The 18,249-nt window shown below is 48.0% G+C and carries 22 protein-coding genes and 1 tRNA gene; 12 read left to right on the forward strand and 11 right to left on the reverse strand.

Features of this window, described 5'->3' with window-relative positions; all coding sequences use genetic code 11:
- Positions 1–85: 85 nt before the first annotated feature.
- The 4 genes from AC1DF0_RS08970 to AC1DF0_RS08985 are packed head-to-tail and all read left to right on the forward strand — an operon-like array spanning position 86 to position 2,315.
- Complete coding sequence (locus AC1DF0_RS08970) at positions 86–274, forward strand: hypothetical protein (RefSeq protein WP_477573699.1); 189 nt, start codon at positions 86–88, stop codon at positions 272–274.
- A gap of 16 nt (positions 275–290) precedes the next feature.
- Positions 291–1,325 carry an MBL fold metallo-hydrolase gene (locus AC1DF0_RS08975; protein WP_477573700.1) on the forward strand — a complete coding sequence of 345 codons (1,035 nt, stop codon included), beginning with the start codon at positions 291–293 and terminating at the stop codon, positions 1,323–1,325.
- 24 nt (positions 1,326–1,349) lie between these two features.
- A complete protein-coding gene (locus AC1DF0_RS08980) occupies positions 1,350–1,562 on the forward strand; it encodes a DUF3006 domain-containing protein (protein WP_477573701.1) in 213 nt (70 codons plus the stop codon).
- A 45-nt stretch (positions 1,563–1,607) separates the two neighbouring features.
- A complete protein-coding gene (locus AC1DF0_RS08985) occupies positions 1,608–2,315 on the forward strand; it encodes a uracil-DNA glycosylase (RefSeq protein WP_477573702.1) in 708 nt (235 codons plus the stop codon).
- Between the two features lie 71 nt (positions 2,316–2,386).
- Here the strand turns inward: AC1DF0_RS08985 and AC1DF0_RS08990 are convergent, their stop codons facing one another.
- Entirely contained in the window at positions 2,387–3,367 is a 981-nt protein-coding gene (locus AC1DF0_RS08990; RefSeq protein ID WP_477573703.1) for an S-layer homology domain-containing protein, read from the reverse strand.
- A gap of 205 nt (positions 3,368–3,572) precedes the next feature.
- Here AC1DF0_RS08990 and AC1DF0_RS08995 point away from each other — a divergent pair, with 205 nt between their 5' ends.
- On the forward strand, positions 3,573–3,797 hold the full coding sequence (locus tag AC1DF0_RS08995; RefSeq protein WP_337098675.1) for an alpha/beta-type small acid-soluble spore protein: 225 nt from the start codon (positions 3,573–3,575) through the stop codon (positions 3,795–3,797).
- Positions 3,798–3,906: 109 nt separating this feature from the next.
- On the opposite strand, the gene AC1DF0_RS09000 is transcribed toward AC1DF0_RS08995, so the two are convergent.
- The gene (locus tag AC1DF0_RS09000; RefSeq protein ID WP_477573704.1) at positions 3,907–4,716 is read right to left on the reverse strand and encodes a DUF2935 domain-containing protein; all 810 of its coding nucleotides are present in this window, start codon (positions 4,714–4,716) and stop codon (positions 3,907–3,909) included.
- A gap of 265 nt (positions 4,717–4,981) precedes the next feature.
- Here AC1DF0_RS09000 and AC1DF0_RS09005 point away from each other — a divergent pair, with 265 nt between their 5' ends.
- Positions 4,982–5,176, forward strand: coding sequence for a hypothetical protein (locus AC1DF0_RS09005; RefSeq protein WP_442052782.1), 195 nt, complete (start codon positions 4,982–4,984; stop codon positions 5,174–5,176).
- Between the two features lie 138 nt (positions 5,177–5,314).
- Here AC1DF0_RS09005 and AC1DF0_RS09010 read toward each other — a convergent pair.
- Positions 5,315–5,387 (reverse strand) — tRNA-Val (locus tag AC1DF0_RS09010).
- 193 nt (positions 5,388–5,580) lie between these two features.
- On the reverse strand, positions 5,581–5,709 hold the full coding sequence (locus AC1DF0_RS09015) for a YjcZ family sporulation protein (RefSeq protein ID WP_442052781.1): 129 nt from the start codon (positions 5,707–5,709) through the stop codon (positions 5,581–5,583).
- 174 nt (positions 5,710–5,883) lie between these two features.
- Here AC1DF0_RS09015 and AC1DF0_RS09020 point away from each other — a divergent pair, with 174 nt between their 5' ends.
- A complete protein-coding gene (locus AC1DF0_RS09020; RefSeq protein ID WP_337098689.1) occupies positions 5,884–6,051 on the forward strand; it encodes a hypothetical protein in 168 nt (55 codons plus the stop codon).
- A 122-nt stretch (positions 6,052–6,173) separates the two neighbouring features.
- Here the strand turns inward: AC1DF0_RS09020 and AC1DF0_RS09025 are convergent, their stop codons facing one another.
- Complete coding sequence (locus AC1DF0_RS09025) at positions 6,174–6,413, reverse strand: DUF3892 domain-containing protein (RefSeq protein ID WP_442052780.1); 240 nt, start codon at positions 6,411–6,413, stop codon at positions 6,174–6,176.
- 69 nt (positions 6,414–6,482) lie between these two features.
- On the reverse strand, positions 6,483–7,214 hold the full coding sequence (locus AC1DF0_RS09030; protein WP_477573723.1) for an MBL fold metallo-hydrolase: 732 nt from the start codon (positions 7,212–7,214) through the stop codon (positions 6,483–6,485).
- A 127-nt stretch (positions 7,215–7,341) separates the two neighbouring features.
- Between AC1DF0_RS09030 and AC1DF0_RS09035 the strand changes: the two genes are divergently transcribed.
- The 3 genes from AC1DF0_RS09035 (at position 7,342) to AC1DF0_RS09045 (ending at position 8,712) form a co-directional block, all read left to right on the forward strand.
- A complete protein-coding gene (locus tag AC1DF0_RS09035; RefSeq protein ID WP_337098691.1) occupies positions 7,342–7,548 on the forward strand; it encodes a hypothetical protein in 207 nt (68 codons plus the stop codon).
- Positions 7,549–7,727: 179 nt separating this feature from the next.
- Complete coding sequence (locus AC1DF0_RS09040; protein WP_477573705.1) at positions 7,728–8,297, forward strand: stalk domain-containing protein; 570 nt, start codon at positions 7,728–7,730, stop codon at positions 8,295–8,297.
- A gap of 100 nt (positions 8,298–8,397) precedes the next feature.
- Positions 8,398–8,712, forward strand: coding sequence for a DUF1292 domain-containing protein (locus AC1DF0_RS09045; protein ID WP_337098693.1), 315 nt, complete (start codon positions 8,398–8,400; stop codon positions 8,710–8,712).
- 72 nt (positions 8,713–8,784) lie between these two features.
- On the opposite strand, the gene AC1DF0_RS09050 is transcribed toward AC1DF0_RS09045, so the two are convergent.
- Together AC1DF0_RS09050 and AC1DF0_RS09055 are read right to left on the reverse strand one after the other, a co-directional pair.
- Positions 8,785–9,201 (reverse strand): DUF1885 family protein, encoded by a 417-nt coding sequence (locus AC1DF0_RS09050; protein ID WP_442052778.1) that lies wholly within the window; start codon positions 9,199–9,201, stop codon positions 8,785–8,787.
- 59 nt (positions 9,202–9,260) lie between these two features.
- Complete coding sequence (locus AC1DF0_RS09055; RefSeq protein WP_475820433.1) at positions 9,261–10,730, reverse strand: aminotransferase class I/II-fold pyridoxal phosphate-dependent enzyme; 1,470 nt, start codon at positions 10,728–10,730, stop codon at positions 9,261–9,263.
- Positions 10,731–11,007: 277 nt separating this feature from the next.
- On the opposite strand from AC1DF0_RS09055, the gene AC1DF0_RS09060 reads away from it, so the two are divergent.
- Positions 11,008–12,186 (forward strand): MFS transporter, encoded by a 1,179-nt coding sequence (locus tag AC1DF0_RS09060; protein ID WP_477573706.1) that lies wholly within the window; start codon positions 11,008–11,010, stop codon positions 12,184–12,186.
- Between the two features lie 70 nt (positions 12,187–12,256).
- Here the strand turns inward: AC1DF0_RS09060 and AC1DF0_RS09065 are convergent, their stop codons facing one another.
- From AC1DF0_RS09065 to AC1DF0_RS09075, 3 genes are read right to left on the reverse strand one after another with little or no spacing between them, the layout of a single operon-like run.
- Positions 12,257–12,937 (reverse strand): TetR/AcrR family transcriptional regulator, encoded by a 681-nt coding sequence (locus AC1DF0_RS09065; RefSeq protein ID WP_442051176.1) that lies wholly within the window; start codon positions 12,935–12,937, stop codon positions 12,257–12,259.
- A gap of 59 nt (positions 12,938–12,996) precedes the next feature.
- Entirely contained in the window at positions 12,997–14,016 is a 1,020-nt protein-coding gene (locus tag AC1DF0_RS09070; RefSeq protein WP_477573707.1) for an ABC transporter permease, read from the reverse strand.
- Positions 14,013–14,786 (reverse strand): ABC transporter ATP-binding protein, encoded by a 774-nt coding sequence (locus AC1DF0_RS09075; protein ID WP_477573708.1) that lies wholly within the window; start codon positions 14,784–14,786, stop codon positions 14,013–14,015. The genes AC1DF0_RS09070 and AC1DF0_RS09075 overlap by 4 nt, the downstream gene beginning before the upstream one ends.
- 254 nt (positions 14,787–15,040) lie before the next feature.
- Between AC1DF0_RS09075 and AC1DF0_RS09080 the strand changes: the two genes are divergently transcribed.
- Positions 15,041–18,067, forward strand: coding sequence for an efflux RND transporter permease subunit (locus tag AC1DF0_RS09080; protein WP_477573709.1), 3,027 nt, complete (start codon positions 15,041–15,043; stop codon positions 18,065–18,067).
- The last annotated feature ends 182 nt before the right edge of the window (positions 18,068–18,249 follow it).

The raw sequence follows: 18,249 nt of genomic DNA on the forward strand, positions 1-18,249 counted from the left end.
TGACAACCTATGACAATATGAGATAGTATAATAAGAAGAGAGAAGGCATTCATTCATTACCATATGAAAAGGATCGTGAGCAGGCATGTCGCGCGGCAAGTTCGAAGGGTATAAAGTTTCGTTCAAGATGGGTTCCTACAATACTTACGTTTATATGAAACCGGAATACTACGAGAAATGGAAGTTTGAACGTGATTCACGAATTAAAGATGTTTTGGTAGAAGAGGTTGAGATCAGGCTGTCTTATTTCTTGAAAGGGTTAGACAAGCAGTAGAGACGAGGAGACAGGAATGACGAGATTACAAACACGAGTGCTTTGCTTGTTAATGGGCATCATTTTGATACTATTGCCTGCCTGCCAGATTGCACCTGCGAACAATGACGAGGTGGTGGATACGGCTGGCAAGCTGAGCGTTCATTTCATTGATGTCGGACAAGGCGCATCACAGCTTATTATAGGTCCGAAGGGCAAAACCATTCTTATCGATGGCGGGAATAATAGCGAAGAAGCGAAGATAGTCGCATACCTCCAAAGTCAGCGGATAAACAAAATCGATATATTGATCGCCACGCATCCCGATGCGGATCATGTTGGCGGTTTGGATGCGGTCATTCGCCATTTCGATATAGGTAAGATCTATATGCCGAAGGTTCAGTCCAATACAAAGACATTCGAAGATGTACTGACGGCGATTAAGGAGAAGTCGTTAAAGATCTCTACGGCGAAAGCCGGGTTGTCGCTAGAATGGGAGCAGGATGTCGAGGTTCTCATGATCGCGCCTGTATCCGTCTATGAGGATACGAATGAAATGAGTGCGGTCGTAAAGCTAAGCTTCGGGAAGCATTCTTTTCTTCTAACCGGCGATGCAGAAGCGGAGAGCGAGAACGATATCATGAAGTCTGGCGTCAGCTTAAAAGCAGATGTGCTGCTTGTTGGTCATCATGGCTCTAACTCGTCAACCTCTTCTGAATGGTTGAAGAAGATTCAGCCGAAGTATGCGGTTATCCAGTCGGGGACGAACAACTACGGCCACCCTACGAACGAGGTGCTGGGTAGGCTTAAGAAACAAGGTACAGAAGTATATCGTACGGATCAGTTGGGAAACATTCTATTCGTTTCAGACGGTACTTCGCTTCAGATTGCTCATACAGACAGTTTAGTCGATGCGAAGGCAACCGACACTGCAAGCGATAAGCTCACCCAGCAGAGCGTGTTTGAGAGCTGTGCAGCGGTCAGGGAAGCGGGCAAAGCGCCCATTCGCAAAGATGACCCTGGTTATAATGCTAAGCTTGACCGTGACGGTGATGGGATTGCTTGCGAATAAGGTTACATGTGGAGGCGCTTTTGCATGAGTGGAATTGTTGATCGCTTTGAAGGTGAATATGTCATCATTGAAATTGACGGACAGATGCAGGATGTTCGAAGAGATCAAGTGGAGGACAGCGTGCAAATAGGCGATGTTGTTGAGCTATGCGGAGCTTTGTGGAAGACAGATAATCAAGCGACAGAAGCACGTCAAAATGCCGTGAAGAAATTAATGGATGAATTATGGGACGACTAGTTGTTGGTTTTAAGCAGTTTTGAACAAAGTTGGAGGTGCATACGAATGAGCTTCGAGCTAAATAACGACTGGGCTCAGCGGCTGGAACAGGAACTGGAGAAACCTTATTTTCAGCAGATGCTGGCTCTTCTCGAGCAAAAGTATAACAATGAAATCGTGTATCCGGCCAAAGAACATATATTTAACGCCCTTCACTATACACCTTATGAATCAGTAAAAGTCGTAATCCTCGGGCAAGACCCTTACCATGGGGAGGGTCAAGCGCATGGCTTAAGCTTCTCGGTAAGAAAAGGTGTAAAGACGCCGCCTTCCCTTCAAAATATTTATAAGGAGCTTCAGGCTGACATCGGTTGTCCGATACCTGATCATGGCTGCTTAGAGCACTGGGCAGAGCAGGGCGTTCTGCTGCTCAATACGGTACTGACCGTGGATGAGGGCAAGCCTAATTCGCATCAGCGAATCGGATGGGAGAGCTTCACGGACGCAGTCATTGAAGCGCTGAATGAACGCGAGGCACCGGTTGTATTCATCCTTTGGGGAAATCATGCTCAAGCGAAAGCTGCGAATATACAAGCGGACAAGCATCTTATCATCGCTTCGCCTCATCCAAGCCCATTAGCGGCGCGCAAAGGCTTCTTCGGCAGCAAACCATTCTCGCAGACGAATGCCTTCTTATCAAGCATAGGGAGCGCGGAGATCGATTGGCAAATCCCAAACCACTCAGAGGCGACTCAGGAAAGTTTTGTTTTCTAAATATTTTATCAAAAAGGCTTCTCGCCGCGATCCGATGCACATATCGGATTGCGGGAGAAGCCTTTTCGACATTATTCGGAAATCGGGAAGCCCTCGCTGGAGCTAACACCTTCATTACCCGAAGTACCGCCGCCTTCAGAGCTGCCGATAACGGGCTCATAAGCTGCATCAATATAAGTGGATACTTGAACATCCGTAATGACTTGAGGATACATTTTGTCCGGATCTGGCTGCGTTGCTTCAAGTCTTATGATGGCTTGCTTCCCTTCGAATACGATGGACGCAATCCGAACGCCATAGCCTGGATGCGGCACCTGAGCTGTTACGGTTACTTTGTTCACGTCTCCGTTAACTGGTGTTACAGAAAGCTTCGCATCAATAATCGGATCTGGCGTTGGTTCTGGTGTAATAACCGGCTCCGTGTTCTTGACGAATTGAATGCTGTCATACACCCAGCCTGCTGCTTCGCTGCGTGAAATCGGCTGCTTCGGATAGAACTTGTTCGAGCTGTCGAGCTGCGCGATTTTGCTTATGAGGAGCTTCTGAATGCTGTCCGAGTAAGACGGATTAACGTCTGCTTGATCCTCGAGCATGAGGAAAATCTCTATAAAGGCATAGTCGCCTTTGATGGAAATTGCTTTGAACAGGTGATGCGCGAATTGCTCTTTTGTCATGATGTCGCCTGCTTTAACCGTCTTCGGAACTTCAAGACTATAGAATGCAGCGATAATGAATGATTGGGAATACCACACATCATCCTTCAAATTCGGAAATGAATCCGTCGCTTTGGGAGCTCTGATGAAACGGACATGGTCCAAGTTAAGATCCAAGCTTTTGACGATTAGGGAAATACCTGCGGCGTAAGTTAGATTCCCTTTAGGATCGAAGTTATCGCTTTGACCAACGCCGCTCAACAACCCAAGCTTCTTAAGCTCTGCGATTTTCGCTTCATTCGGGTCGTTCTTAACATCCTTAAATGCCCACACAGTTTGTCCGAGCGCAAGGAGCAACACGGCTATTATTGTGAACGTCAGTAAAGATTTCTTCTTCATCGAATCACCTCATTTATGATTTGCTGCAGCACTTATTTGACGTGCAATATACGGTTATTGTTGCATCTATAGGCAGTTTTGATTTCAAAATTATGTGGAACAACATATCCGGAAAGAGATCATTAAAATTTTTTTTTAATGCGATGTATATATAACCAAGATCCATCACAAAATAACCTCACATCCAAGAAAGGAGTGAGCATACATGGCTAACCAAAATTCGAGCAGTTCAAACAACTTGGTTGTACCACAAGCGAAACAAGCCATCAATCAGTTGAAAATGGAAGCAGCACAATCTCTAGGCGTGCAGTTCTCCCAAGACGGATACAATGGCAACTTATCGACTCGCGATGCTGGATCTGTTGGTGGATACATCACTAAGAAGCTTGTCCAAATCGCTGAGCAACAATTGAGCGGCGGCAGCCGTTAATCAACACCTGATGTAACCTTGCAGGCTTGGAAAAATAACCCCCGAATCATCTACATGATAGATGGTGAAGGGGTTATTTTAGTTTGTGTAAATAAATATGACTCAGTGATTAAGCACTGTTACCTGTCAGACTATTTTCAAACATGTCGATTATAACAAGGAAATGTTCCGCTTCTCGAAATACATGATCGGCCAATAACGGATGAATGATACTTTTTATACGACAGGCTTCAATTAGATCACGAGCTGTTCTCTTAAAGTCACGAAGGGACTTAACTGAGACCCTATTTTGATCAAGAAATTGATCAAGCAACGGTACAGTTTGCGATTGTGGCCGCATAGATTCCAAGTCCTTTGCTTGGAACAACAAGGTGTCAAATTCTTGACTAAAATTATTTGCTTGCTCCACGAGTTGCCGCTCAGAAGGATCAAGCAAATGGCTAATGAATTTGGCGTGATCAGCCATAATTCTTAGGAAGAAAACATTCTCGTCGATAATAGCATCAGGTAGAGGCTCCAAACGACCTAAATTTAATTCCGACAACCGATTTCTGAAATAATTAGCTTCTCTGCTCACATGATCAACTAACAAAGGGAAGTTGTTTGCACCTGGAAGCTGGCACGTCAATATTAAACCGAGAACTTTTCTTTTGAATGCCCAAATATAGGAAACAGCCGTATGCACTTCTTCATTGAAACGTTTAATTACAGTTGGGTCTGTTCCGATCGTAAATGCATTTGACTTATTTTCGATTGCTTCAAAGATGGCATAGAAATGATTTGCTTCATTAATTAATTGAGTATCCTCGCAACGGAATCCCAATTTCAGAAATAGTGAATGCTCTTTCATAATCCGAGACCAAAACCTAACCTCTTCTAAAGAACGAGCTACAAATGCCTGATCTAACAATGGCAGCATCTCCCTTTAAGCATTAATCTTCAAGAGTAACTTTATGAAGGAATAGTTTGTACTATTCGTTATCTAGAACTATTCAAATGACAGTAAGCTTTGATGCCAACGAGAGGCAAAGAAGAAGATGGAGATTAACGGTTGCGGAATCATGTAGAAGGAAATCGGCAGACCTGGATTGAATAGTAATAAGGTGTCATCAAACGCGTTCGATAAGCTAAACGCACAATATTCAATTAGTAGAAAAAAGAAATGAGTAGGGAGCGTACGTTATATGGAAATGGCGGAAGTAATAGAGCTGTGGGAAAGACTGCAAGGGCTAGATAATCATGATCGTTCTAGAGTAATGGCTAATATTTACGGGGGATACAAAGCAGCTATTCAATATAATCTATCTCCTGAGCTGGAAAAAGAAGCATTGGCTTTTTTTGCTAGGGTCAACGAAGCGATTGAAAATGTAACAAAATGAATACAAGGATGGTATTTACGTAGTTGGAGTTTAATAACTGGTGAACAGGGATCATCTTATCTCGGAGTTCGAAGATGAAATCAAAACGAAAAAACCGCGAGCCTAGTGTTTATAAGGCTTCGCGGTTTTCTTCTAGTATGATCTGTAGTGGGCTCGAACCACTGACCCCTACCCTGTCAAGATAGTGCTCTCCCAGCTGAGCTAACAGATCAGGTTGTATTAGCGACAATTAATAATATATCAGGATCGAAAACCGAAGTCAACCATAATATTCATTTTTTTCGAGGAAAAAGTTTGATCACTACAAATGGAACAAACAGGGCTACCCTTAACGACGTTAAGGATAGCCCTTTCGTTCATGCACGATGCTTATACTGCATTATTATTGCAGTGGTGTGAACTAATTAGCAGCCTTTTCCATAGCCGCCTACTACTCCGCAGCTACAAGCAATAATAACCAACAGGATGAACAATACCAAGATAAAACCGATGTTGTTGTTGTGGTGGAAGGCGCCGCCTACAAATCCAGACATTATACGATGCACCTCCTTGTCATAAAGTACTCTGTAATGTATGTTGGCTGTTTATAAAGTGATTGGGTGTTTGTTAGGGAGGTTAATAATAACTGGCAAATGCCTATGAATGCGTATTCTAAAGCCGGTCTGATCCGCGTATACATATAGAAAGCGTGCAGGAGGCGGTATCGGTTGGCGGAGCAGTATGCGTATTTGGCTATTTGGCTGATTGGCATGTTTGGGATTATCGGCATTGTCATTGGAAGTGTCGCCAAGTTTGTGAAGGACGACTCGCTTGCTTACGATGAGCAGTTCATATGGAGAAGGAAACTGGGGAAGGATGGCCCTAGAAAGCACTGAAAAGGTAAAGTCCGATGAAATTCATCTTAATCCAATACATGCATGCACCATCAAACAAAGAAGAACCGACGTCAGTCGGTTCTTCTTTGTTGCGTCGCTATACAATGCGTACCAATCAACGCTTAGAAAGTTGGTAAACTATCTAGATTATTATCTGTGCGCCCGTCAGGCACCGACCGTAAGTGCTCTTCATGGTCGCGGCCACGGAACAATTGCAGGTTGTTGATCTCGTTATTGCGGACCATCGACTGAGCAGTTAGATAGTCGACCACATTGCCAGACGAAAGCTTGAATTCGACGATACTGCCATCGCCATTTTTTCTGACGGCTACTACTTCTTCTTGTCCGTTATTCTGTTCCATTGTAATCAGCCTCCCGCCCAGTAGTATGCGAACTTTAAACCGCACTCATACACGGACGCGGAAATCTTGTTATACCTCGTAACGCTTCAACTGCTCTACAAATCGCATAGAACCCGTCTTGCCAATGAATTGTTCCATCGAATCGCCATAATGCATGAGCCACGTTTTCTGTTGGATCTCGTCAGGCAGCGTCATCAGCTCGTCTATGCCTGCATGAACGACAGCCGGCGTTTCCAATTGGCAATCATGATAGATTGTCTCAACCCCATCATTGACGAGACTCTGCAGCAGTTCTCCGTCGTAACGCATATCAGCGCTGTAGAAGAAGCGGCGGTTGAATAGGAAGGAGTAGCTCTTCTTGTTCTCGATATGTTTCGTTTCTATCGGCAGCACCGTTAAGCCTGGCGCAATCTCCGTTTCACGGTCAGCATGAAGCTTTCGCACTTCAAAAAAATCGCTCAGCGTCTGCAGAGGACCTTGCGTAAGCCCTCCGCGAAGCGTCTGCTCCCATAGAGGTTCGATTATATCCTCTACAATATAAAGAACCGGTTTACGCCCATATTTAAACATCATTTGAAAGGCAAGCTCTTCTAACCCGCCAACATGATCGCCATGGATATGGCTAATTAATACGGCGTCAAGATCATTGAAAGTTAAGTCTGTTTGATGAAGCGCCTTAGGGAGCGTAATGCCGCAGTCCAGCAGCAAGCGAAAGCTTCCCGCTTCGATCAAGGCATTGTTATTATCGTATTTTTTGGCAAAAGCACTACCTGTCCCAACCATTTGAATAAACATAATGATTCCTCCATCGTCTTCATGTCATTACTGTACCAAAAATTACTTGTTGATGCCAAATGTAGATGCACATTTGCCCCTCTCTACATACAATGCAGGAGCGAATGGATAATATCGAAGGGGTGCATCCAAGTTGAGCAAAGGCAAAGGAAAAGGGAAAGTAGCCAAAAAGAAACCGGCGAGCGAGAGGAAACAATATCATTATAAGCTTGTGTTGTCCGATACATGTGCAGTATGCAAGACGCCTTGCACAAGAGGGATGCGCTATTTGGATCGGATGCGGCAGCCGGGAGCCGTTGGCAAAGGGGTACCTTGCGTCCTTACGAGAACCTACGGGTAATAAAATTAATTTTCTGACTATTTCCCAGGCAAGCGCATATTTCAACAGCATTTGACAGCGACTGACGACAGGCATTGCGCTTTGAGGCAGCAATGAAAAAATATGAAGCGGCCCCGCAACTTTGGACTTCTCTGTGAGTATAAACTTACATCCAGGCAATCGGATGGAGGTCCACAGCGATGAGATTCAGAAAGATAATTGTTCTGTTGGTGCTGCTCTCCCTATGGGGCGGAACGATGCTGTTCGCGGATGCTGCAACTCAGAAGGTACGAGTCATTATTAATGGCATAAATCAAGATGACGGCGGAATTATCGTAGACGGCAAGACTTATTTGCCGCTGCGGCAGATCGCATCTTCTATGCAAGCTATAGTGGAGTGGGACAATCAAAGCAAGCGGGCTACGGTCGACAAACCAAATGTGCATATGTTCCTCTTCCGGAACAATAACGTTTTCGGCAACGTCAACAAAGGTTTCCAAGGCAGCTTTAAGGTGTTCGCCCAGATCGATAACTTGAAGGCTGAAATAACGGCTGTTAAGGTATCTATATTCGACCCTGGCGGCAAGGAGAGAGTCATACAGAGCGGAGCAGTTAATCCAAAGAGCGATAACTTCTGGTATGCAACGGAGGATATTGAGTACAAGTTCGAATCTGTCGGGAAATATCCGATTCTATTCTTCATTAAGCTGAAGGGCTCAGATGAATGGCAAGCCATCTCCGAGAAGCAAATATCTTCTCTAGCGCCATAATGAACGTCTCCCCATTACGGGGAGGCGTTTTGTTTGACCAGCATAACTTAACGTGGTAGGATAGCAAGGTATGCATATATAACTGAAATGGGGTAATATCATGAGCGAGCATCAGCATGAGCATGGAGATAATTGCGGTTGCGGTGAAGACCATGAGCACGAAGAGCATGTGTTTATCGTGACTGACGATGAAGGCATAGAGCGTGAGATGGTTATGGTTTATACGTTTGAATCCGAGAACAATGTATACGCAGTTCTGCTGGATCGCAACGATCCGGAAGCGGACGGCGTTATTTTCCGTATTGAAGAAGAGAACGAAGAAGCATTCCTCGTTGGCATCGAAGACGACGCCGAGTGGGATCGCGTTACAGCTATTTACGAGGAAATTGCTCGTACGGAGAACGAAGCGAAGTAATTCGCCGACTTTATCATTGCATAAGAAAAGAAGGGGCAGCCGCGGCTGCCCCTTCTTTTCTTATGCTTTCGTTTACTTGCGTGGATAATAATAAACGGTCCGGCCGTTGAACAGCGTAAGCTCGGCTTGCAGCTGCTTCGCCATGTACTTGCATAGTTCATTAGCTTTCGCCTTGTCCCCATGCGTCGCGCTGTCCGGCAGGACGACCTGTACGCAAGGTACGGTATCGCCGGCCGCGCTAGTCGCTTCGCCAGTGCCGAATAGAATGTGATTGTAGTGAGATGTGATTCCTTTCAAATAGAACCAGCGATCGTCGCCTTTCGATTCGAACGTGTAAGGGAAAGCGGCTTCAGCATAATCCCAATCGAGTTGGGTTCCGGTGAGCGCCGTCTGTTCCCTATAATGCTGCAGATTGCTGCGTACATCGTCTAACGTTAAGCTCGGGGCTAATGAACCTTGCACGAATTTAATATAAGCGCTCTGACTCATCGACTCTCACCTCTGTCAACATCATAGCATGACCGTTTGGCAGTGACAATAAAAGGATATTAGCTGATAGCCGTTTCTTCGACGATTACTTTCACGTACTCGATGCTGCGATCTTCCGGTCCTTTGACTGGCAGGCCGACCTCGACATGATCGATAATGTAGTCGATATTTTTTTGCGAGATGACCTCGCCCGGCAGCAGAATCGGAATTCCCGGCGGATAGACGTAGATGAATTCAGCAATAATCCGGCCTGCAGATTCCTTGAACGGAATAACTTCTGTCTCGGCGTAAAAGGCGTCGCGCGGCGTCAGCGAGAGCTGCGGAATGTCCGGAATCTTGACGACGAGCTCGCGTGCTTCAGCGCCTTCGTGGAACTTATCGGACAGCCCGCGCAGCGCTTCGATTAATTTTGATACCGAGTCGGACGTATCACCAGGCGTAACTAGGCAAAGAATGTTATACATATCGCTCAGCTCGATCTCAACATTATAGTTGTCGCGCAGCCAGTTCTCTGTCTCGTATCCGGTAATGCCGAGATGACGGACGTGAATGCATACTTTCGTCGGATCGTAATCATACGTCGCTTCGCCTCCGAGAATTTCTTCTCCGAAGCTATGGAGTCCCGGAATCTTATTAATTTCCGCGCGAGCATGTTGGGCAAGCGAGATCGCTTTCTCGGCAAGCTCATGTCCGTTAAGCGCTAGATTGCGGCGCGATGTGTCTAGCGACGCAAGCAATATATAGGAAGTCGAAGTGGTCGTCAGCATACTGATGATCGTCTGCACGCGCTGCGGATTAACACGACCTTTGCGAACGTTAAGCACCGAGCTTTGTGTCATGGAACCGCCGAGCTTATGTACGCTCGTAGCCGCCATATCTGCTCCTGCTTGCATGGCGGACATCGGCAGCTTCTCATGGAAATGAATGAGCACCCCATGCGCCTCGTCGACAAGGACAGGAATATCGTAGCTATGAACGAGCTCAACGATTTCCTTTAAGTTAGCGCAAATGCCGAAGTAGGTCGGATTAATAACAAGCACGGCTTTGGAGTCAGGGTGACGCTCTAGCGCTTTGCGTACGGAACGGGTCGTAATGCCGTGATCAATACCAAGATTGCTGTCGCGAGCGGGAGAAATGAAAACGGGTCTCGCGCCTGCGAAAATAATAGCCGCCATAATAGACTTATGAACGTTGCGTGGAACGATAATTTTATCGCCCGGCGCGCATACGGACAAAATCATCGTCATAATAGCGCCGCTCGTTCCTTGTACGGAGAAGTACGTATAATCGGAACCGAACGCATCGGAGGCAAGCTTCTGAGCTTCCTCAATGACTCCGGTTGGCTGATGCAGGTCATCAAGCGGTGCTATATTGATGAGATCGATCGACAAAGCATTGTCGCCGATAAATTCACGAAATTCGGAATCGCTTCCTAGCCCTTTTTTGTGACCGGGTATGTGGAACTGAACGGGATCCTGCGCCGCATGTCGGCGAAGGGCGTTGAAGAGCGGGGTATTGCTATGATCCATCGCTTTCATCCCTGCCTTTCATCTGATGTGCAAACAAGCCCCAGTATAGCAAAAACAGGGGGGAATGCAAGCTTCATTTTCATTCATGCGCAAACGGCTCTCGCCATCTTTGGGGGCAAAAACAGTGTTTCACGGTGAAATGTAGACGCAAGTATAAGTGTGGAATTTATACTTTCCTATATTTTTATAAAAGGATAGGTTTGGCTATTTGTTCTCGAATTGTTCATACCAATCCCATAAACGGTTATGGTAACATAGGTGGGTGGAGGGATTAAGCATGTTAAAAAATCGTATGGCTATCGTAATGGCAACTTTAATGACGACTTTCATAGGCTTTGGCATTATCATCCCGGTTATGCCAGAAATTATACAAGCCGCCGACCCGGATGGGGCGGAGATTCATACCGGCTGGATGCTTGCTTTGTATTCGGCTGTATCCTTTGTTCTGTCCCCGTTATGGGGCGGATTGTCGGATCGGATCGGCAGAAGACCCATTATTTTAACCGGCATATTGGGCTTTGCAGTCAGCTTCCTGCTGTTCGGTCTGTCTTCAGGCGACTTGGCGCTCATGTATTTGTCCCGTATTCTTGGCGGATTGTTCTCCGGTGCGGTTGCATCGGTTATCGTCGCTTATGTAGCAGACATTACTCCGCCTGAGCAACGGACGAAAGGGATGGGACTTGTCGGCATGTCGATCGGTCTGGGCTTCACTGTTGGACCAGGCTTTGGAGGGATATTAAGTCTCATATCGCTGGAGACGCCGTTCTACACCGCATCGGGTCTAGCGCTAATTACGTTCATTTTGGCTTTCATGATGCTGAAGGAATCGTTGCCGCCAGAGCAGCGTCGCAAGAGCACGGAGAAGCGGGAGTCCCGCTTTTCAGCATTCACAGGACCGCTCAAATACTTGTATGTGCTTGCTTTCTTCGTAACCTTTACGCTCGCGGGCATGGAGGCGACACTGCAGTTTTTCGGAATGAAGCGATTTGATGTGACGCCGCTGCAGGTCGGCATTTTATTCTTCGTCTGCGGTTTTGTCGGAGCGCTTGTGCAAGGCGGCTTCGTAAGACGCCGGATTAAGACGGGCGATGAACCGAAATACATCGGCATCGGACTTGTCATTTCGGCGGTCGGATTTTTTATGCTTCTAGGTGCTCATTCCTTATGGTGGGCAACACTTTCGCTGGCCGTATTCGGCATCGGGAACTCGCTAATCAGACCTTGTGTAACGTCGTTAATTACTCAGAAGACGAAGGTAGGGAAAGGCGTTGCTTCCGGACTTAGCTCCTCGATGGACAGTCTCGGACGTATTGCCGGACCGTTGCTTGGCTCGTTCGTGTTCACCATCTCGATGGGTCTTCCTTATTTGATCGGCGGCATCTTATGTTTAGCCGCACTGTTGTTGCTGATCCGATTCCGCTCGCTGGACAAGCAGGAAACCGCGACAGAAGCGTAGGCTGGGCAAGAGCATGAAAGAGGGCTGTGCGATTAGCGATCTGATTCGCTAACGGCACAGCCCTTCCTTTTTATGGAGCCAATCCCTTTAATACAAATGTAATTGTAGCTTCTCGTTCCGCTTCATCATCCCAGTTCACCGCATCCTTCGAACCGAACAATGAACGCGATAGCACATAACCGATTATACTAGACACCGATAACCGAATGATCGTGAGCGGCGACCAACCGATAAGCGACCCGTTGCGCTGGAACTTTTCGACGCTGGCGGTCAGCTTCTCCAATATTTTCGAAAGTATTTGCTTCTGGAACTGCTCTTGCATGTCGGGTTGGAACGGAATTTCCTGAATGAATATCTTTAGGATTTTCATGTTCTTCTCTATAAACTCGATACGATTAACAATAATGGCGCGCAGTAGTTGGTCGTAGCTGTCATAGGTGCTATCCAGCACTTTATTGAAGTCACGCAGGACGAACGGTGCAATCAGCTTCGCCATCACTGGCGTGACGATCGACAGCAGCAAATCCTTCTTCGTCTTGTAATGACGGAATATCGTCCCCTCCGCAACGCCTGCACGCTGCGCAATCTCGCTTGTTGAGGAAGCGGCGAACCCTTTCTCCGCGAAAATATCGGCGGCAGCCTGCACGATCTTGAGCTGCTTATCGGTCATCGCATGTTCAGCCTCGTCGAGCTTCAGAAGCTCCTTCAGCCATTTTTCTATCGGTTCTTGCTCATCCCTACGCTCAGACACTTCCTCACTCCTTACCATTCTCTATCTATTGAAGTCATTATAGCAAAGTAATGAAATTCTTACATGCTCCTGTGTTTCTTCAGCGCCAGCACGTTCAGCAACGTAAACAGCAAGGAGAAGCCAATGAGCACATATACATCGATCCCGAAGTCACGCCAGCCTTCGCCGCGAATCATGATGCCTTGCATCGCGTCGGCTCCATAGAAGAGCGGCATGGCATAGCTGATCTTTTGCAGCCAAGGATTCATCGCGTCAAGATTGAACAAGCCGGAGAAAAAGGCTTGCGGCACGATGACAATGGGGATGAACTGAATAATTTGAAATTCATTGCTGGCAAAAGAAGACAGGAGAGTTCCCAGCGTCAACGCGGTTAATGAGAGCAGCAGGTTAATAAGCAGCACATAACCGATCTGTCCGGCCATGTACATGCCTAACACGTTAATGGAATACCAAGCGATCAGCATCGCCTGTATGAGCGTGAACAGACCGAAGCCTGCCAAGTAACCGAGCACCACCTCGCTGCGTCGGATCGGGGAGGCAAGCAGACGTTCCAAGGTGCCGGTCGTACGCTCTCTTAGAAATGACACGCCAGCGAGCAGGAAGACAAAGAAAAACGAGAAGAAACCAATAAGAACCGGGCCGAATGAGTCGAAAGAGGCCATATCCGGACCGCCATGCAAATAGGTGATCGCCGGCAGTGACGAGCTGACCTTTGCTTGAAGCGTGTTTTGGAATAGCAGCATAACCGCCTTATTCATCGCCGGGTCGCTGCCTTCGAGTGTGATTGCGAATCCGGGAGTGCCGACTTGGATGAAAGCATCGAGATCCCCATGCTCAATCGCCAGTTGCGCCTCGTCGGTCGAGGCGTACTCCGTTAGCGATGCGCCGGCTGCGCTCAGCTCGTCTGTGAATGCTTGCGGCGCGTTGACCGTCCCAATATCGGGGGTTATCGCTTGACCGTCGAAGACCAGCTTCATCAAGCTTAAGATGAGCAATGGAGCAAGGAATAATAGAGCGAGCGTTCGCTTGTCTCTAATAAATTGCCGAATGATGCGGAGGGCCAGTGCGCGAATTCTCATTGTGTCGCCTCCGTTCCGGCAGCTTGCTGCTGCCCGAGAGTGATGAACGCTTCCTCGATCGTTGCCGCTCCCGCTTGCTTGATTATGGCTTGCGGCGTATCGACAGCGATTAGCTTGCCGTCTCTAATCATGCCTAGGCGGTCACATTTCTCAGCCTCGTCCATGACATGAGTCGTTACGATAATCGTTACGCCTTGCTGGCTAAGAGCCGAAAGCTCCGCCCATATCGATCGCCGCAGCACCGGATCGATGCCTACGGTCGGCTCGTCGAGAACGAGCAGCCGAGGCTCATGGAGCAGTGCGGTGGCCAGCGATAATCTGCGCTTCATCCCGCCTGAGTAGGCGCTAACTTGCTTGTTATGGTGGTCAGACAGCTCAACGAGTGCGGCAACCGCTTGAATGCGTGCTTGCAGCTTAGCGCCTTTTAAGCCAAATAGCGCACCGAAGAATGCTAAGTTCTGTTTGCCGGTCAGCTCATTGTAGAGAGCGTCGGATTGCGCCATATAGCCGAACGCTTGCAGCATCTTAAGCTGAGGAATGGGCTCGCCAAGCATGTGAACACTGCCGCCGTCGGCGCGGTCGATACCTGTTATAAGCTTAATAAGAGTTGTTTTGCCAGAGCCGGAGGGGCCGAGCAGCCCGAATAGCTCGCCTTGCGGAATGGTAAGCGATATGCCGTCGAGTATGGTTTTGCCATTAAATCGACGCTGTATCTGATGCAACTGTACAGCAGACACCGATTGCCCGTTTACCGAAGGGGTAGCCGACATGAAATACACGCTCCTCGAATGGAATGTCGTGAATGAGTGATTACTCACTTTATTTGATTATAAGCGAGGGATCGCAAAAATAGAAGTGAGTACTTACTCATTTATGAGGTCGACCTAGACTTAAGGCGTAGATTAGTTCCGACTAAAGGCGAGATCAAATAACGTTCTCGAGACGTTTTTACAAAGTCTGCCTGACCCTTATGATTATGAAAGACAAAAACAAAGAAACCGTATGGGAGAAGGAGTCGGGAAAGATGAGTAGATTGACGGAGTGGTCCTTCCGCAATAAGGCAGCTATTATTTTGATTGTAATCATGGCACTAGCGATGGGGGTGATGAGCTACCTCAGGCTGCCGATGGAGTTTTTGCCAGCTGCGGACAATCCGCAAGTCATGATTACGGCAATCGGACCGGGCAATGACGCGAAGTCGATGGAACAGCAAGTGACGGGACCGATTGAAGAAGCGGTGGCCTTCGTGAAAGGCAAGACGGATATGTTCTCGACCTCAGGCGATGGTTACGCTCAAGTGAACTTGAATTTTGATTCGAAAACGAATATGAAGGAAGCGAAGGCGGAGATCGAACGAATCGTCGATCAGGTACAGCTTCCGGCGGGCGTTATGAAGCCGTTCGTCGTGCAATTCAACACTTCGATGATACCTATCTCTTGGGTCGTACTGACCTTCGAAGAAGGGCTAACTGATCAGCAGAAGGATGACAAGTTCAAGGAAGTAAAAGCGGAACTGCAGCGTTCCGAGGGAGCGGGACAGATTTCGATTGGCGGCAAGTCGACGCCAACCATTCAAGTGACTCCGCTAACGGATAAGCTGGCATCGGCTGGCATTCCTGCGCAAACGCTGATGGGCGTACTGCAAGGACGGGGCGTAACGGCATCGCTAGGCGAGAAGAACGTAGACGGATCGGCGACCAACATTGTCCTTAACGATCAAATTGCGGATATCGAGACGCTGCGCAAACTTCCGATCATTCCAGGTGTAACGCTTGCTGACGTCGCGAAGGTCGACTATGCCAATGATCAGGAGAGCATTAACCGACTGAACGGCAAGGACGCAATCATGTTCACCATTTCCAAGTCGGCGGACGCTAATGCGGTTAAAGCCGGCAACGCAATCGAAGAGGCGGTTAACCGATTGAACGAAGACGTAGAGGGGATCGAAATTTCCGTCGTGCTTAGCACGGCTGAGTCGGTCGTATCCTCGGTGAACAGCATGCTTCGCGAAGTATTGCTGGGTGCATTATTCGCTACAATTGTTATTTTATTGTTCATGCGCAATCTGAAGGCGACGATCGTAACGGTCGTATCCATACCGTTGTCACTCGGCATTACGCTCTATTTGCTGCAATTATCCGGCGTTTCGCTCAACATTATTACACTAGGCGGCGTTGCGGTTGCGGTCGGTCGACTTGTCGACGATAGTATCGTCGTCATTGAAAATATATATAGAAGATTACAAAAAGAGCCTTTCTCCATGAAGCTCATTACAGACGCGACGAAGGAAGTGGCATCGGCGATTACGTCGTCGACGCTCGTAACGGTAGCGGTATTCCTGCCAATGGGACTTCTGCGTGGATCGCTCCAAGCGTTCCTTTTGCCATTCGCATTGACTGTTGCTTACTCGCTTCTAGCATCGCTTATTGTAGCGCTGACTGTTGTTCCATTGTTAAGCGCGTGGTTATTGCGCGGCACGAAGGAGAAGGTGCATACAGGCTCGCCGAAGTTCGCAGCATTCATCCGCTGGAACTTGCAACGGAAATGGGTGCCGATTGTGATCGCAATCGTACTGTTCGTAGGCTCAATCGGCGCATACGTCGCGATGCCGAAGGGAGCGCTCGATTCTTCCAGCGCTGGAACGGTAAACGTCTCGCTGCAATATCCGAGCGATACGCCTGCTGAGGCGGTAGAAGAGGGCGGCAAGAAACTCGAGTCGTATTTGACGGCGAACGAAAGCGCGGAGTGGGTCATGATGACGCTGGGCAACAGCTCGGACGCAGCACAGTATGGCGGAGTCAATTCGCCAACACTTGTCAGTTATATCGTCGATTTGAACGACGGAGTCGATGCCGAGCAGTTCATGGATGATGTGAAAAAACAGAAGGATGGTTATGGAGAAGCGGAACTGCTCGTGAACGCTACCGATTTGATGATGGGCGGAGGCTCATCGCAAATTTTCGTAGACGTAACGGGCGAAGATCCGGCGAAGGTTGAACAAGCGGCTCAAGAGCTGCTTGCAGCGCTGAAACCGGTAGACGGCGTGCTAAAGGTGGAAAGCAATCTCGAGGAGAAGAAGCCAGTCTACTCGTTCAATATCGATCCAGCTGCTGCGAAAGGCGAAGAGCTTGCGATGCAACTGCAAAGCATGCTGAACCCATTGCCGATTGGCAGCATCCGTATTGAGGATCATGACACGCCTGTTATATTGCAGCCAATCGTCAACCCAACCTCTGAAACGGATCTAAAATCGCTGACGGTTATGACCGAAGCTGGTCCGAAAGCGATGTCGGATGTTGCCGAGCTCGTTCGTAAGGAAGAGCCAAGCAGCTTCTACCATAAAGACGGTAAAATGTATGTACGCGTAACGGCAACCGTTGAACCGAAAGAGCTGTCGGTCGTCGGCAGTGCGATTACCGATAAGACAAATGACCTTAAGCTGCCGGAAGGCGTTGCGTTATCCGTAGGCGGTGCATCTGCGGAGCAAGCGAGTGATTTCGCGGATCTGGGCTTAACCGCATTGATCTCCATCGGTCTCGTATACTTGATTATGGTGCTGTCGTTCAAGACATTGCGCACACCGCTTGCCATTATGTTCTCGCTGCCGCTTGCGGCTATCGGCGCAGTGACAGGCTTGCTCATCTCAGGCGTAACGCCAGACTTCACTGCGATGTTCGGGGCGCTTATGCTGATCGGTATCGTCGTCACGAATGCGATCGTATTGCTCGACCGCGTCAGACAGAACGAGGAGCACATGTCGATTCGCGAGGCGCTTATTGAGGCCGCAACGACAAGGATGCGTCCAATCGTTATGACAGCTGTGGCGACCGTCTCAGCCATGCTGCCGCTTATATTCGGCTCGCATGAGTCGGGAAGCATTGTCTCGCAAAGTCTTGCTATAGTTGTCATAGGCGGACTGACGGCTGCGACATTGCTTACGCTTATCATCGTGCCTTGTATTTATGAATTGTTGTACTTCCGCAAGTCGCGCAAGCAACGTATCGCGAATACGAACGGAGCTGCGAAGGAAGCGGCGGCATCGGCGCAATAATTTAGATATAACGAAAAGAAAGGCCGTCCTGCTATGATATGCTCCCCTTTAGGTAGACAGGTGAAATAATAAAAACCTGTTTATCAAGGGGAGTTTTTTCATGTCTCAAATAAATGAGTACTGCGGGGAAGAGAAATTAGCCATTCTGAAGGAGTATGAAGCAGGACGGGGATCACGAAGTG

It is taken from the genome of Paenibacillus sp. 05T425 (assembly GCF_056396205.1).